The organism is Nocardiopsis dassonvillei (assembly GCF_964273065.1).
In the GTDB taxonomy this organism is placed as follows: domain Bacteria; phylum Actinomycetota; class Actinomycetes; order Streptosporangiales; family Streptosporangiaceae; genus Nocardiopsis; species Nocardiopsis dassonvillei_B.
On the sequence record NZ_OZ186815.1, the window covers coordinates 6,529,887 to 6,544,465 of the forward strand.

Below are 14,579 nucleotides of genomic sequence, written 5' to 3' on the forward strand. Positions count from 1 at the left end.
CCGGTCAGGCGCCGCCGTCCCCCTCGGGCGCGGGGGTCCTGTGCCAGCGCAGGGGGTCGTCCTCCAGTGCCGCGCGGTCCCAGTGCCCGAGGTCCGCGGCGGCCTCGTAGGTGTCGCGGAGGAACCCGGCGACCGCGCGGTCGGGGTCGGGTGCGGCCCGGACGGCCTCGTAGGGCAGCAGGAACTGCTGGAACTCGGTGCTGTAGTACGCCCCATCGGTTGTGACCGGACGGTCGGCGAACCCCTCGGGCGCGGGGTAGGCGTAGGAGTAGAAGGCGCCCTCCTCGCCGCCGCCCGGCCAGAACCCGCAGCTGGACAGCTCCCGGGAGTAGCCCTCGACCATGACCCAGTCCCCGCAGTTGGGCGCCCCGCCCGGGTGCGGGGGAGCCGACCGGCCGGAGAAGCGGGTGCAGGCGAGGTCCATCGCCCCCCAGAAGAAGTGCACCGGGCTGACCTTGCCGACGAAACGCGACCGGAACTCGCCGATCACCCGGTTCGCCTGGAGGAGCTGGCGCCAGAACAGGGTGGCCGCCTCGCCGTCGTAGGAGGCGTGCTCGTGGTCCTCGGCGAAGGGGATCGCCGGATCGACCTCGTTGGGGCGCGGCCGGATCGGTGCCTCGATCCCGAGCCGGTCGAGCATGTCCAGGACCCGGGCGTAGAACTCGGCGACCGGCATCGGCCGCAGCGGGAGGCTCTGCGCGCCGCCGTCGCTGCTGCGGACGTCGAGCCGGTGGTCGATGAGGTCGAACTCGATCTCGAAGGCCCCCGACCGGTACGGGACGGCCGAGGTCGTCAGTCCGCGCGGGCTGACGTAGAGGGTCACCTGCCACCAGTGGTTGACCAGCGGGGTGTGGGCCATGCGGATCTTGCCCACGATCTGGGTCCACATGTGCAGGGTGTCGCGGGTGGGCGTCCAGTCCGAGACCCGCAGGCCCGGCCAGTCCGTCGTCGGCGGGATGGTCACCGGTTCTCACTTCCTCGGCTGCGCCCCGCAGGGCGCGGGCGGTCGTGTCCCTGTGCTGCGGACGGGTGCTGCGGGCTTGCCGCAACCCCTGGTCCCTGTCGGTGCATCGTCACGATACTAGATGATGAGTCAACCTTTTGGCCATCGGAATCCCCTGCGTGTCGGGGTTGGCGCGCCTGTCACCTTGGCGGTTGACACATCAATCAAGCTCGCTACATTGGTGGACGCATCATCTACCTGGACGGAGTGGGGCGCCGACACCGCGGCGGTGCCCCGTCCGGGACCCCGACACCGCTCCCCGGAAAGGGAGGCCCATGAGCACCGGAGCGAAGAACGGCCTCCCTGCGCTGCCGACACCCCGGGAGAGCGCCCCCGTCCTGATCGGCCATGAGCCGTCGACGGGCGTCGGCAACGTCGTCGGCCCCGCCGGGGCCGCCAGGGTGTTCGACGTTTCGGCCACCCCGACGACCGTGACAGAGGAGCGCGGGGGCCGCCTCGTCCAGGCGCTCCAGGACGTGTTCCCCGAGCAGGAGCCGATCGACCGCACGCTCATCGACACCGGGGAGGACGGGCGGGTCGTCGACGCGGTCGGGGCGCCCGGGCGCGGGAAGGCCGGTCGTCCCCGGCCTCCGGACGGAGATCCGCGCGGCCGTGCCGGCGATCCAGGCGGCGGGCGGGGGCTTCGGGGTCTTCGCCGCCACCGACGCCTCGGGCGGTGCCCCGGCGCAGGCGCACGCCACGGCCGCGCGGCGCATGATCCGGGCGGTCGGGACCCCGACCGCCCGGACGGACTCCAGCCGCAGCACGCCGGAGCAAGCGGCGTCGCTTGCTCCGGGATATGCGATTGCCAGCCGGCCGCACCGGAGGCGTCGCCCGACACGGCCGCGGAGCGGTCGATGAATCGTCGGACCGACCGGACCGGGCGGGCGCGATGCCCCGGCCGGTCGACACAGGAGGAGGACACATGGCGGTCGAAGTGAGCGACGCCCCCGAGGCGAAGCGCTATGAGGCCCGCGTCGACGGGGGGACCGGGGTCGCGGGCGTCGCGGAGTACATCCGCACGGCGGAACTCGTCGCGTTCGTGCACACCGAGGTCTCCCCGGAGTACGAGGGCAGGGGCGTCGGGTCCGCGCTGGCCCGCACCGCCCTCGACGGGGCACGGGCCGCGGACCTGCGGGTGCTGGCGACCTGCCCCTTCTTCGCGGGCTGGATCGCCCGCCACCCCGAGTACCAGGACCTGCTGTACGGGTCGCACGGCAGGGGCGGTGGGCCGACTCCCCGGCAGTGAACGACCGGGCCTGCGGGTGGGCGTCCGACCGGCTGCCGGTCGGATGCCCACCGCCGGGGGATCCTTACGGGTCCCCCGGGAGCGGGTGACGCCCGGCCGCCCCGCGCCCCGCGTTCCCCGCGTCCTGGCCCCTGCGGACCAGGACGCGGGAAGCATTGCGGTCGGCGTGCGCAACGACGCCGCACGACCGGCACGGAACACCCTTCAGCCCCCGGTCGGCCCGGTAGCGCCGCCGGTTCCCGCGCGCACTGCCCTCCGCGCTCCCGCCCGACGCCTCCAGGCGGGGTGACCTGCCCACTGGCCGCTCCTGCTTTCTTACCCCGGACACCTGGGCGGCCGGAGCCTCGGCCGCCTCGGCCCGCTGGGACCAGGCCTACCGGGACCGTTCCGCCCTGTTCGGCTCGGAGGGCAGGGCGGATACCGATCCGGCCTGATCGCTGGAGCGTTGGTCCGCCGCCCCTACCTCGACCTCGCGGCCGTTCCTCGTCCCCGCCCGGCCGAGCCGGAGGACCACCCGGCCCCACCCTCGGGCGCGGAGCCGGAACCGGTGGAGGACGAGCACGCCGAGGGAGGCCACTTCCCCGTGATGGAGGAGTCGGAACTGCTCGCGAACGACATGCGAGCCCTCTTTCGCGGCATCTGCCGACCCAGCGCCAGAGTCCGCAGGTCACGAAGATCTGTTCGGCCCGGCGTGAGGGTCGACCGCTCTTTGAGGGTGAGCCGGTCGGAGCGGGTCGAGACAGCGGATGGCTGTTCCCAGAAGGCCTGACGGGGACAGGCGAGAGTTGGACACACCAGGCGGTGCACCCGGGCTACAACGCACATTCTCCTGAGGCCTGCGGGGAACGGTGAGGCGCGCTGGTGGTAGGTGTGGACCTTCGCTGAGAGGGCTTCGCACAGCGGGCAGGAGCAGGCCGGATGAAAAGGGCTCAGTCCAGCCGAAGGACTTCGGCTCCCCGACTGCGCACCGTGCAACCCTACTCCTCCTGCACTTGGCTGATTCGCTCACGGATCCAATCAGGAATTGCATGAGGGTTCCGGGGAAATTTCTCTAGTTCAAAAGCGTAACTGCCGGGCGAGGCGGGGAGAGGATGAACCCTCAGTTCTTTGTCGTAGTAGAAATCGACTTTGAACTCACCCCCCTTTGTTATATTAATCGAAATGGCGAGCCATGTCCCCTTGTCCTCCTGGTACATCTCGGCCTTCAGGGTCCTGGCCTTCTTGTCGACAGGCCACGGATGGCGCTTCCTCGCCGTCTCCCCGGTGTCAAAGGCCACGATATTCTCACTTGCCGCAACTCTTCCGATGTACTCGTACCGGAAATTCATCGAAACCCAACCTTCAGGAGCGGCTTCGATGAGCTCAAGAGCCATCTCCCGAACCAGCTCCTGTTGCCAAATCGGATCCACAATAGGTCCCTTCTTCGCTGTGCCCTTTTCATCTTGCTTCGCGGGGTTGAAGCACGAGCACGGCTCGGGTGACCCCCCCGGCGCGTTGTGGGCGGCAGCGTAGGCGGCGCAGGAAATCCCAGTTCTTGAGTTGGGCGATCGTGCGTTCGCCGGGGCTGCGGAGCTTGGCGTGGGCGGAGTCGGCGTCCTTCTTCCACTGCGGCTTACCACCCCCCTTGAACGGGCAGAACACCACCTCGGGCAACCTACATAGAGCTCATCTCATTTGGGTTCTCGGTAGTCTGCCCCTGTGTCGATGGTGGAACGGCTGGTGCCGGACGAGTTGTGGGAACCGTTCCGGCGGGTGGTACCCGAGGCGCCCACCGGCCCGCAAGGCGGCGGGCGGCGCAGACACTCGGCATCGGGGATCTTCGGGCACAAGGTAGACCAGGGCGGTGCCGTCCCACACCGCCGGGCAGTTACTGGGCATCATCGGTATGGAGCACGGCCGCTCTGGTGGAACACGCCGGCCGCGGCCACGGCGAAGGAACGGCGTGCGGAACCGGTGCAGGCCTGTGCTGTCCTGCTGCAGTGGGCCCCAGCCACCGCCCATGACCCTGGTGAGAAGCCGTTCCTGCCAGCCCGGCAGGGGCGCTTTTCGGTCAGGGCAGGAATCCCTCGGCGACCAGGATCTGGTTGGCGAACTCCAAGGTCACCTGGCGGGTGTGCTCGTCCGTGGCGCGGAGGTCGTGCCAGAGCAACTGGAAGAAGAAATCACTGACCGTCGAGAGACCAGTGTCATGGGCAGGGTGGCGGCGCTGACGGCGGTTCTGCTGCCACCGCTCGCACACCTCCTCGACTCGTATGGCCCCACTGACGTCGATGAAGTAATCGTGGTCCTCGGTGATGGCGCCCATGTGCCACCAATCGCCCCAATCGATCGAGTCCCTGATGATGGCCAGCTCCCACTCCAGGCCGTGCCGGGCGGCTTGCTCGACCAGGGCCCAGGCCATGAGCGGGCACGCCCCCCGCCGGAACCAGTCGACCGTTCTGAGGTCGAGCATCCCCGGTGTCACCTCGGTGGAGAAGGAGCCGTAGGTGAGAGTGACCGAGGAACGCATCGGTGTCGCGCCCGCCTCGGGGGTGGCTGTAAGTTTCCTGTCCGCAGCAGGGACAGGGCCTCCAACGGATGAGGCCGGGGAACAGTCAGCCATCGGCGCGGTGCCAGGTGATCGGGGCCACCCCTGCTGAGGCCGGCGACCCGCCCAGTCCACAGGCGAGCTCGGCCAGCCGCCAGGGGAGCTTGTGGGCGTAGTTCCTGTGGCCTCCAGCGGTCACCTCCAGTTCGTGAACGGCGTCGGAGGTGACCGTGGGGAGCCCGCGGCAGGCGTGTTCCCGATTGACCGCTGCAGTGAGCAGGTCGCGTTGGTCGAACACCCACAACGGATGGGGCTCACCGTCCCGCTCAACGATCTGGGTGTGTTTCGTCCGAGCTGGGGCGGCGCCTTCCAGGACACGAAGGAGGCGCCCCCGTATGCGGCTCAGGTTGGCGCGGGTGATCATGCTGTGGACGCCTGCGGGCTGTGTCGCCATGCGCTTGAGCGTAGACCGACAACGCGCGGACCCGCCCCGGGGAGCGCACCGTGGCCCGGGCAGCGGCCACCGTCTTGTGGTCGGCGTCGGGCAGGACCCGTACGCCGATCGCTGCCCGGTGATCAGCAGGCTCCAGAAGAGTGCGTGCCAGTGCAGATCGGCGTCCAACGGGTCGGTGACGGCGCGGGGGCCGCGGTCCTCAAGCGGGAGCGGAGGCAGCCGAGGGCCCCGGTAGGCGCTCTGGACGCTCGCGCTGATCTCGGTGTGCAGGTCGGCGACGACGGGCAGATCGGGCAGGTGCAGGCGGGCGAGGATGTCCTCAGCCTTGTCCGGGAAGCCGTGTTCAGCGGCGATCTGGGACGCCCACGCGCGAGCCTGAGGCATGGGGGTGGTGGTCGGCGGCATGGGTTCCTCACCGGGGGCGGACGGTATTGGGGCGACCACACTAGTGAGGGGTGGTGACCGAACGCAGCCGCCGTTGGGGCGGTGCCGGGCTCGCCTGCGGTTCAGGGCTGGGCAGAAGTGGCCTGCTGGCATGGGCGCCCCAGCGCCGCCCGGACCAGAGCATCAAAGGCACCTGCTCAGGTGCCCGCGCTGAGCGGGACATCCGCCAACGCGGTGTCGATGGTCTTCAGCAGGGTCTTCTTCGTGACCTCGGCGCGGATCCGGACCAGGGCGCCCCTCTCGGCTTCTCCGCTGCGCCTGCTGAGGATTCTCACGGCCGCAGTGGCCATCCGCTCCGAGCGCAGCGTTTTGGATCCGCCCGGCCCCGTGCCGGTGAATACCGTCAGTCGTTCCAGGACCTGTGCGGCCCAGGGAGTCGATTCCTGGGGGAGCAGGTCGACGCACCAGAGCATGCCGGTGAGGATGTCGTGGACGTGGGGCCGCAGGTAGGGCGAGTGGGTCTCGCTGCTCTCGGCCGGTGCCGCGGGCAGGGACGGGATCAGGGTGAGCACCTCCCGCACGGTCGACGCGGGATCTTCCAGGGCTTCCAACAGGGCGGCGGTCCGGCGCCGCCACGCCTGGGAGGGACGGGTCGAGGGAGGTGTGATCAGGCCCGCGACCAGACCGGCCAGGCCCGGGGTCGTGCAGAGGTCGGGGTACTTGTGGCGCAGCACGTCGCCGAACACGTCGTCGGGGGCGAACAGCTCGTCCAGGGGGAGGGGGGCTCCCAGGCGCAGCAGGAGCTGCGCTATTCGGGTCTGGAGCTCGCTCAGGGTCGGGTTCTTCTGGTTCCAGCCCAAGGCGTAGCGGTTGCCGGCCTTGGCGTACAGGCCGCGCAGCAGCTCCAGGTGGGGGCGAAGTGCCGCCTGGGGTGCGTCCTCGCACATATCGAGGACGTACTCATGGGAGACGAGGTACTGCGATGCCGCTTCCAGCAGGAGCCCCATTCGGGCGGCATCCCAGTCCCCTGCCTCGCCCTTCAGGTGGCCGGCCAGGTTCCGGTACAGGCCGTGGAGCGTGCCCCGGGGATCGTCGACGAAGTAGATGCTCTTGTATCCGGCGGCCAGTTGGCACCACAGCAACGTGCTCCACCGTGTATCCGTGTCGAGCGTGTCGGTGACAGCCCGGATCTCGGGGCCGGGGGGCGGGAGAGGTGTGGTGCGGGGGCGCTGGTGGGCGGCGTCGGCGCTCGCGGTGATCTCGGTGTACAGGGCGGCGACGACCTCGGGCAGGCCGGGCACGTACAGGCGGGCGAGGATGTCCTGGGCTCGGTCATGGATGTCGTGCTCGGCGACGATCTGGGATGCCCATGCGCGGGCCTGGGGTGTGGGCGTGGTGTTCGACGACATGGGTTCCTCACCGGGGGTGGAGGGGCGGACACTGCTGAGAGCGCCCACCCTAGTGAGAGACGGTGACCGAATGCGGTCGCCGCCCGGGCGGCGCCGGGCTCACCTGTGGGTCAGGGTCGAACACGAAAGACCTCATGGCGGGGGGTTTCCAGGAGTCCTTGCCGCGGCGGCACTGGAAGGTGACCCGGACGGGGGCGCCGTCCTGGTCCTGGCGCCAGTGCGCGGGGACCGCCCACGGAGGGGGCGGGGTGGCGGTGAGCCACAGCGTGGGGAGCTGTCCCACAGCGACCTCGGCCAGCTTGACGGTGTGCCTGTCCCCCTGAGAGAACTGGTAGAGGCCCCACAGCTGCGCGTCCAGGTCCTCCTGGGTGGGCCCTCCGGCGACGACGGGGGAGCGCGGGTGGTCGTCCTCCAAGTGGATGTGGAGCGCGTCCAGGCGCTCCAGAGACCGGGGACCGGTGACGGTCACCTCCGACACGGCACCGTCACCGTACTTGCGCCGAACGGCCACGTGCACGTGCGGGGTGAGTTCCTCGTGGCGGCGGGCGGCGGGCGGCGTCGCGCCGGTGCTGGGCGTGGGACAGTGCCAGGGCGGCGCTCGCCACGAACAGGGCGAGCACGGAGATGACGACGGTGAGCACGACCATGAGCGGATCCTAGGCAGTGTTTTTTGGGTGGGTCAGGTCGCGGAGTCAGATCCGGATCGAGGCCACCACGGTCCCGTCGAAGATCGCGGCCCGCTTGTCGTAGCGGGTCATGACCGCCCGGTTCTGCTTGAGCAGGTTGATGCACCGCTCCACGGTGTTGCGGCCCAGGGAGGCACCTCGGTCGAAGACCGGGGCCTGCCGCCCGCCGATCCCTTACGGCGGCGGTTCTCACGCTGGTCCTTGGGTTGGGCGATGGTCGCCTTGATCTTGCGACGCCCGAGGTGATCCCGATGGGCCCTGCTGGAGTAGGCCTTGTCGCCCAGCACACGGTCCGGCCGGGTCCGGGGCCTGTCCACCCGGCGAGGCAACCGCAACGCGGCCATCAACGGCTCGGACACCAAACTGTCCCCGCGCTGGCCGGGACTGGAGAGCACGACCAGCGGACGCCGTCGGGTGTCGGCCAGCAGGTGGAGTTCGGTGGTCAGCCCGCCCCGGGAGCGGCCCAGGGCCTCGGCCCCGTCCGGTTCGTCCCGTGCTCTTTCCCCTTTTTCGCCGCTCCGGCGGCGTGCTGGTGGGCGCGCACGGTGGTGGAGTCGATCCCGACGATGAGTTCCTCGCCGCTGTCGGCGTCGATGCGCAGCCGGTCGGGCGATGCGTTGCCAGGTGCCGTCGAGGGACCAGCGGCGGTGACGACCCGCGACGGTCTCCCATGGACCGTAGCGTCCGGGCAGGTCCCGCCAGGGGACACCTGTGCGGGCACGGAACAGGATGCCGTTGACGATGCGTTGTTCCGGTGGTGGGTATGAGTTCTCCCCCTTCGGTCCGACCTTCGGTCCGACCGGAGCCCTCATCCTGCACTTGTGCCGGGGCTTGGGCACATGGCACCGCGACCGTTGCCGCCTACGGGGCCGGGGCGTCATGGAAGTCCGCGCTCACCGACGACGTCGCACGCGTGGCCGATCACACCGGCGCGACCACGAGGACGCCAGCGGCACCACACCGCGCCGCTGGCTGATCCGCATGGCCGTTGAAACGGCCAGCACCCTCATGACGGTGTGCGCCACCCCGGCGATCCGGCGGCCCCAGGAGCACTAAGTGTGGGGTCATTCCCCGCCGTCACCCCCGTCGCCTCCGTCACCGGTCTCGGTCCAGCCGCCGTCGTCCCAGCCGTCACGGGAGCCACTGTCGGCCCGCGAGGCGTTGTCGTCCCGCACGGCGAACGCCCACTCGGCCCGGTGGGCGTCCTGCACCAGGGCCGGGCCACGCAGCAGGTCGCCGGCGAAGAGCCGCACGACGACCGGGCCGACCAGGCGCTCGCCCCAGCCCTCGGCCGTGACGAACAGCAACTGCAGGCGGCGGGCGGCCTCGCCATCGCCCTGTGCGATGGGCCGGTCGAGGTGGACGGTGCGCATACCGTAGGTCCCGACCGCCTGAGTCCCGGGGAGTATCGTGCCGGCCAGCGCGAGCGTCGGGCGGCGCGCGGCGGCCCGGCGCCATGCCGGTCCGATGAGGCGCCGCTGGCGAGCCTTACGGAGCGCATCGGGTAGGAAGAGCAGCGGCATTGCGGACATGCCTGCCATCATGAGAAGCCACGGGTCCAGAGAGCCGCTCGTCGATATCGTTTCCCAGACTTCCGTGACGGCGATCACCAGGATCACTCCGGACATGAACACCGACAGCGCCGCCAGGGGGGCCCACCGCCACGGCGAGGTGCCTCTGGTTCCGGCCCTGTAGGCGGCCCGAAAGCCATCTCCAGCCGGGGAGAGCGGCGCCCGGCGACCTCGGTTCGGGCGGCTCAGGTCGATCGAGTAGGCCTCGAGCGTCGGCTCGAGGGGTGACCCGCTGAACTCCGCCTCGACCTCGACCTCCGGTCCAGCCCCGGGCTCAGCGGCCGTCGCGTCGAAGGCCCAGGCGGCACCGGTGACGGCGCCGACCCGGACGGGACCACCCACCCGCTCTCCCCCGAACAGCTCCAGGGCCACCGGCCCTGCGAGGTGCTCCGCCGCGCCGGGCACGAAGTACAGGTGCAGAACGGGCAGGACTTCCGCGTCCCGCACCCGCACGGTACGCACCACGTGCCGGCCCACCGTACGTGTCTTCGGTAGGAGGTCCGCATGCAGCACTCTGGTCGGCTGGCGTCGCGCGGCCCGCCGCCAGGCCGGTGCGGCGCGAAGCCACCTCAGGATCAGCCCGCCGCACAGGAGGAGGGCCACGGGGAGGACGGCCAGCGCCACGACGACGCCCACCAGCACGAAGAGCCCGAGTGTGAGAAGGTGCGCGAAGGCGGAGGCGAAGTAGCCCTCTACGCCCTCCGCGCCGCTGCTCACCTCGATCTCGTTCCCGGAGGCCAACCCCACGGTGACCGCCGTCACGACGACGGCCCCCACGAGCAGCAGCGCCGTGCCCCAGTAGCGCGGCGAGGCGAGACCGGCACCCGCCCTGCGTGCGTCACGGAAACCTTCGTCTGTGCGGGTATGAACGTGTTGCTCGGACACCGCGTCATCCTACTGTGGCCCTTCCTCGGCGCCAGCGGTCTGCAGACCTTCTGTGGACCACCCGGAATGGAACACCGTCGGCACAGCATCGAGCCTTGGATCAAACGGCCGCGTGCGATCCTTCGCGCTGAGGTCATGCACCGGTCGACGCGGCCCGAGGAGACCTTCGGTCGGCAGGGCCACGCACTCCTCCGGCCGGACGCGGTCTGCTGGCCATGGAACCTCGCCCTCTGGCCAACCCCGACGGCACCTTCACCATGGAGCAGAGCGCCCTCCCGGTCCGCGTGCGCGACGAGGACGGCTGGAGCCCCGTCGACACCGACCTGGTGGCCGGCGACGACGGCGCGCTGCGTCCCAGGGCGGCGGTCGCCGACATCGTCTTCTCCGGCGGCGGAGACCGGGACCTGGTGAGCATCGGCGGGCTCCAAGGAGGTCGCCCCGGGCTGGCACGAGGACCTCCCCGAACCGGTCGTCGACGGCGACCAGGCCACCTACCCCGACGTGCTGCCCGACGTCGGCCTGGTCCTGACCGCGGGCGTGGACGGCTTCGGCCAGGTCCTGGTCGTGCACACCCCCGAGGCCGCGCAGCACCCCGACCTGGCAGAGCTCGAACTCGCCCTGTCCACCCGGGGCGTCACCGTCCACCAGGGCGCCAACGGCAACCTCGACGCCGTCGGCGACCAGGGCGGCGAGAGCGTGTTCACCGCCGACGCCCCGGCCATGTGGGACTCGGCCGGGGTTGAGGAGACGGCATCGAAGGGTTCTTCGACGCCAAGAAGAAGGCCGACAACATCATCATCCCCGAAGCCCCGGTGCTGAGAAGACCGAGCGGTGGGGGTAGCTGTAACTGCTTCGTGCCGGGCACCCAAGTGGTGATGGCCGACGGTTCGACCAAGCCCATCGAAGAGGTCGAGACCGGTGACGAGGTCCTGGCCACCGACCCGGAGACGGGTGAGCAGTCGGCTCGTACGGTGCCGGCCACCATCATCGGTTCGGGTTCCAAAGCCCTGGTGGAGGTCACCATCGACCCGACCACCGAACGCGACGCTCCAGAGGGCGAGCCCGTTTCCGAGGGCACGGTCGAGGCCGACACCGAGAACGCGGGCATCCCGGGTCCGGTGGCGGCCGGGGATGTGGTCATCGCGACCGACGCTCACCCCTTCTGGGTCCCGGAGCTGAAGGCGTGGGTTGACGCGATCGACCTCGCCCCGGGCATGTGGTTGCAGACCTCCGCCGGCACCTGGGTCCAGATCAACGCCATCCAGGCATGGTCCCAGCCCGCCACGGTCCACAACCTGACCGTCCAGGGCGTCCACACCTACCATGTTGCCACGGGGGCGCTCGACGTCCTCAACCACAACTGCGCTACTGGCGATCCGTTGGCAGAGCACGCCAATCAGGTGCGCAATCAAACAGGTGCCAGATTCGTATCGGAGTACACGTCTCCTTCGGGTCAGAGGTACTACGGGCAAAACAAACATGGCCAACAGGCGAACGGCCTTCTGCAGACGGATCTGGAACAGGTCGACCACCATGGAGGTTGTGCCGAGGTGCATTTCCTCATTCAGGCTCAGGAAGTCGAGGGTCCTGCTGCTATCAGGGGAGGTGCAATGCGCACAGTGCAGTCAAGAAATAACTCCATGCCGACGTCACGTACTGCCGGGCACGGTGATCCAGCACGTCCTTGTGGTCATTGTGTGCGACTTTTGGATCATCTTGGTACTGGATAGCTACCTTGATCAGATTTGATTCATTTCACCCCAGTCTACTGAGAGCTCTTGGCGAGGCTGGCTGGCATTCACAAAGGAGGATCAGTGTCGATCCTTGGCTCGACTCTTTGTGTCAGGAAGGGTACCTAAAAAATCTGCGGGCTGAAGAAATTCTTGTTGCTCTGGGTGGGTTATCAGTAGAGCCAATAAATAAATATGGCCCGAACTTCGTGAATTATGAGCCGTTTAATTTCGACCCTATTTCTGCTGGTTCGGGTCAGCGGGGTCTGGTGTCAGAGATTGAAGGGGTTCTGGGTGGGAGGTACTTTCCGATTGGAGAATGGCTAAGTTATTCGAGCGTTTTCATAGAAGCTGATGGGAGGGTGGTGGCTGCTGGCCTCGGATGGATCTGGGAAATGGGACCCACCTTTGAAGATGCTTTAAATTTGGCGATTTGCGCAGACCGCCCCTTGGTGTGTCTGCACTCTGACCCAGGGCTAGATCCGTGGCCGCAGTGAGCGCTTTTCATCCTGCTTCGCGGAATTGAAGCACCAGCACCGCTCGGGTGATCTGGCTGGCCTGGTGCGGGCAGCATCGCAGCCGGCGCAGGACGTCCCAGTTCTTGAGCTGGGCGATCGCGCGCTCGCCCGGCGAGCGGAGCTTGGCGTGTTCGGAGCTGGCGTCTTTCTTCCACTGCGGCTTGCCCCGGCCCTTGAACGGGCAGAACACCACGTCCGCCAGCCCCACGTACCCTTTGTCGTCCAGACCGAGCAAGCCCGCGGCTCTGATGCGCTCGGCGATCTTCCACACCCGGGCGGCCCGAGTGTCGTGCACCGCCCCGGGTAGCGACCACGAAATCCACAGGGGTTCGCCGTCCGGGGCCGCGACGACCTGGATGTTCATGCCGTGCTGCTTGTGCTTGCCCGAGTAGAAGGGCCGGTCGGCCGCCAGGCGGTCGCAGGCGATGAGGGTGCCGTCCACGATCACGTACCCCCAGCCCTTGCGGCGTGCGCGGCGTAGCCCCTGTTCGAGGGTGGGTGCCTGCTCGGCGAGCAGGCGGGTGGTCTCGCGCACGTACCGCCAGGCGGTCGTGGTGCCGACCTCGAAACCGGCCGCGACCTGCGCGAACGGCTCTCCTTTGTGCAGGTGGACCAGGACGAGCAGGGCCTGCTGTGCCGGGTCAAGGCGCCGCCATCGGGAGCCGGTCTTCCTGCGGTGGGCGCGGATGATGCGGGCGGCCAGGTTCAGGGTGCGACGTGACAACGGCAGCGCAGAGCGGTAGAACAGCATCGGAGCCCTTGGTGTGGCAGGTTTTCTTGGTCGTTAACCCACCTACCAGGGGCTTCTTGCTGTCAGGGGTGGTTCTGCGTGGTTGGTGCACGGCTGTGACCAGCACCTTCAGGATGAAAAGGGCTCCGTGTCTCCTACGATGTGAACCGCTGGCGATACCTTTGAGGTTCGGGTCTCCTGTGATGTGGACGACATGCTCACCACCTGTATAAGGGGCGCCTGAAAGATGCCCTCACGATTCACCATGGACCTTTCATGCCCAGGAGCCAAAGACCGCTCGCGTTGGAAATCCGAGGAGAGCTGGAAACACAGGTGCATGCTGTTACGATTCGTTCTGGCGACCTCGGCCTCACAACCTCTGTTGACTGGTCGATGGAACATGCCGATTGGCGTATGGCTCTCATCAGGGCCAGGACGGATCTGTCCACCGCTTTCCGGGGCGGTTCGTGGCTTACAGAGCTGAGAGGTGACCTGTGAGCGGGCAATTTGCCAGTAGGGCCGAGGTGCTGCGCAGGCTGCGTTTCCTCGCCCGGATTGAGGGCGCCTACGTGGTGCTGATACCCGTTTCAGTGGTGTGGATCCTGGAGATGCCGCCTACCGTGGCGAATCTAGCCGCGTTGGCGTTGGTGACCTGCCTCGTTCTGCAAGGGTCCGTTTACTGGAAGCTCAAGTACGATGCTCTCCGGTCAGGTGGCGGCGTTCCCCGAGGTCTGCCGGTCTTCCGTGTTCTGCGTGTACTTGATGTGATCCTTCTGGGTGTGAGTGCAGTTTTGCTGGTGATCGCCGCCTTCCGTGGCGAAGCCGTCGGCCGACTCTGGCCAGGAGTCGCCCTGTGGTGTTTTGCCCTCATTGAATACGTGAACTACTTTCATCTCCAGCTGTCGGTCGTCGACACTCGCAACGACCGGGAGCGTCTGAAGCGCGGCAAGGCGTTTCACCGGTCACATCTGGCTCGGGACTTGGAACGCGGCGGGTCGGCCGAGCTGTGGGCGGTTCGCTCCAGGGGCAAGGCCGCGCGTGGTCGGAACAGCTGATCTTTGATGGTGTGGTTGGCGGGAAGGGTGAAGGCTTCGCCCCGGAGCGTTCACGGCCCGACCCGGTGCGACGGTTGATCGCGATGGCTGGCGCCACCGCGCCGATCAATCTGGCTTTGCTGGTGCCAGCTGATTGTTGTGCGCGAACCGGTATTGGGTAAGGGGTTCCGGCTGAATCGGCTGTGTGGGCTGGCGGGGCGGTCGGGTGTGTCCGGTCCCCGGGGTCCTATGTGGCGGCGTCGGGGCGGCTGCGGGGCGCTGGAGGGCGGACACGGGGCGCTCCGGGCGGGGCCGTCAGGGGCACGGGATGGCAAAGTGCTCCGGGAGGTGGACCTCCACCTGTACTGACCTTGGACTGGGGAGCACGCATGGAGCACT

Annotated in this window: 13 protein-coding genes and 2 pseudogenes; 6 read left to right on the top strand and 9 right to left on the bottom strand. The window is 68.5% G+C overall.

The genetic code is table 11. From position 1 onward, the window contains the following. Positions 1 to 4: 4 nt before the first annotated feature. The gene (locus tag ACSUPR_RS28975) at positions 5 to 964 is read right to left on the bottom strand and encodes a DUF5996 family protein (protein ID WP_436888233.1); all 960 of its coding nucleotides are present in this window, start codon (positions 962 to 964) and stop codon (positions 5 to 7) included. 964 nt (positions 965 to 1,928) lie between these two features. Here ACSUPR_RS28975 and ACSUPR_RS28980 point away from each other — a divergent pair. Further along, positions 1,929 to 2,252 carry a GNAT family N-acetyltransferase gene (locus tag ACSUPR_RS28980; RefSeq protein WP_436888235.1) on the top strand — a complete coding sequence of 108 codons (324 nt, stop codon included), beginning with the start codon at positions 1,929 to 1,931 and terminating at the stop codon, positions 2,250 to 2,252. Positions 2,253 to 3,229: 977 nt separating this feature from the next. Here the strand turns inward: ACSUPR_RS28980 and ACSUPR_RS28985 are convergent. Continuing rightward, positions 3,230 to 3,625, bottom strand: a complete 396-nt coding sequence (locus tag ACSUPR_RS28985) for an immunity protein YezG family protein (RefSeq protein ID WP_436888237.1) — start codon at positions 3,623 to 3,625, stop codon at positions 3,230 to 3,232. A gap of 325 nt (positions 3,626 to 3,950) precedes the next feature. Between ACSUPR_RS28985 and ACSUPR_RS28990 the strand changes: the two are divergent. Next, positions 3,951 to 4,055: pseudogene (locus ACSUPR_RS28990) on the top strand (IS5/IS1182 family transposase); the annotation flags it as partial. 247 nt (positions 4,056 to 4,302) lie between these two features. Here the strand turns inward: ACSUPR_RS28990 and ACSUPR_RS28995 are convergent. The 6 genes from ACSUPR_RS28995 to ACSUPR_RS29020 form a co-directional block, all read right to left on the bottom strand. After that, positions 4,303 to 4,704: a hypothetical protein gene (locus tag ACSUPR_RS28995; RefSeq protein ID WP_436892228.1), complete on the bottom strand. Its 402-nt coding sequence runs from the start codon at positions 4,702 to 4,704 to the stop codon at positions 4,303 to 4,305. A 142-nt stretch (positions 4,705 to 4,846) separates the two neighbouring features. Beyond that, positions 4,847 to 5,638 carry a hypothetical protein gene (locus tag ACSUPR_RS29000; RefSeq protein ID WP_436888239.1) on the bottom strand — a complete coding sequence of 264 codons (792 nt, stop codon included), beginning with the start codon at positions 5,636 to 5,638 and terminating at the stop codon, positions 4,847 to 4,849. Positions 5,639 to 5,814: 176 nt separating this feature from the next. Further along, positions 5,815 to 7,026: a hypothetical protein gene (locus ACSUPR_RS29005; RefSeq protein ID WP_436888241.1), complete on the bottom strand. Its 1,212-nt coding sequence runs from the start codon at positions 7,024 to 7,026 to the stop codon at positions 5,815 to 5,817. A 49-nt stretch (positions 7,027 to 7,075) separates the two neighbouring features. Further along, positions 7,076 to 7,543 carry a hypothetical protein gene (locus ACSUPR_RS29010; RefSeq protein WP_436888242.1) on the bottom strand — a complete coding sequence of 156 codons (468 nt, stop codon included), beginning with the start codon at positions 7,541 to 7,543 and terminating at the stop codon, positions 7,076 to 7,078. Positions 7,544 to 7,780: 237 nt separating this feature from the next. Then, positions 7,781 to 8,593, bottom strand: coding sequence for an IS5 family transposase (locus tag ACSUPR_RS29015; RefSeq protein ID WP_436888243.1), 813 nt, complete (start codon positions 8,591 to 8,593; stop codon positions 7,781 to 7,783). A 183-nt stretch (positions 8,594 to 8,776) separates the two neighbouring features. Beyond that, on the bottom strand, positions 8,777 to 10,168 hold the full coding sequence (locus ACSUPR_RS29020) for a hypothetical protein (RefSeq protein WP_436888245.1): 1,392 nt from the start codon (positions 10,166 to 10,168) through the stop codon (positions 8,777 to 8,779). Positions 10,169 to 10,383: 215 nt separating this feature from the next. Here ACSUPR_RS29020 and ACSUPR_RS29025 point away from each other — a divergent pair. The 3 genes and pseudogenes from ACSUPR_RS29025 to ACSUPR_RS29035 form a co-directional block, all read left to right on the top strand. After that, positions 10,384 to 10,921, top strand: a pseudogene (locus tag ACSUPR_RS29025) (LamG-like jellyroll fold domain-containing protein); the annotation flags it as partial. A gap of 122 nt (positions 10,922 to 11,043) precedes the next feature. Further along, positions 11,044 to 11,898, top strand: coding sequence for a polymorphic toxin-type HINT domain-containing protein (locus tag ACSUPR_RS29030; protein WP_436888246.1), 855 nt, complete (start codon positions 11,044 to 11,046; stop codon positions 11,896 to 11,898). A 5-nt stretch (positions 11,899 to 11,903) separates the two neighbouring features. Next, entirely contained in the window at positions 11,904 to 12,395 is a 492-nt protein-coding gene (locus tag ACSUPR_RS29035) for an SUKH-3 domain-containing protein (RefSeq protein ID WP_436888247.1), read from the top strand. Between the two features lie 7 nt (positions 12,396 to 12,402). Here the strand turns inward: ACSUPR_RS29035 and ACSUPR_RS29040 are convergent, their stop codons facing one another. Further along, positions 12,403 to 13,167, bottom strand: a complete 765-nt coding sequence (locus tag ACSUPR_RS29040; RefSeq protein ID WP_436888248.1) for a transposase family protein — start codon at positions 13,165 to 13,167, stop codon at positions 12,403 to 12,405. 503 nt (positions 13,168 to 13,670) lie between these two features. Here ACSUPR_RS29040 and ACSUPR_RS29045 point away from each other — a divergent pair. Then, on the top strand, positions 13,671 to 14,201 hold the full coding sequence (locus tag ACSUPR_RS29045; RefSeq protein WP_436888250.1) for a hypothetical protein: 531 nt from the start codon (positions 13,671 to 13,673) through the stop codon (positions 14,199 to 14,201). Positions 14,202 to 14,579 lie beyond the last annotated feature (378 nt).